Consider the following 264-nt stretch of genomic DNA (forward strand, 5'->3'; position numbering starts at 1 on the left):
ATGCAGCAACACGCCCGAGGCTTTCTCTCCGCCCCATTCGTCATAGACCTGATTAAGCCCGCGCGGCAGCAGCGTATGGGTTGAGCTGACATAGGCATAGCGCTGATCCCATTTGACCAGCGGCACCTTGTTCAACGCAGGGGCCTTGGCGGGTTCATCTGGGAAGAACACCCGCGCCCGTGGCCCGCCCTGAATCCAGAGGTTTCCAAACCGCCGATTGCGCGAAATGGTGTAGTTGCCGCTGTCGAACCACGACGCAATCTC

At 59.8% G+C, this 264-nt stretch carries 1 pseudogene; it reads right to left on the bottom strand.

Annotated features, from left to right (window positions below):
• Positions 1-264, bottom strand: a pseudogene (locus A3722_RS10725) (glycosyltransferase family 2 protein); the annotation flags it as partial.

It is taken from the genome of Sulfitobacter sp. HI0027 (genome assembly GCF_001634775.1).
Classification (GTDB): Bacteria; Pseudomonadota; Alphaproteobacteria; order Rhodobacterales; family Rhodobacteraceae; genus Sulfitobacter.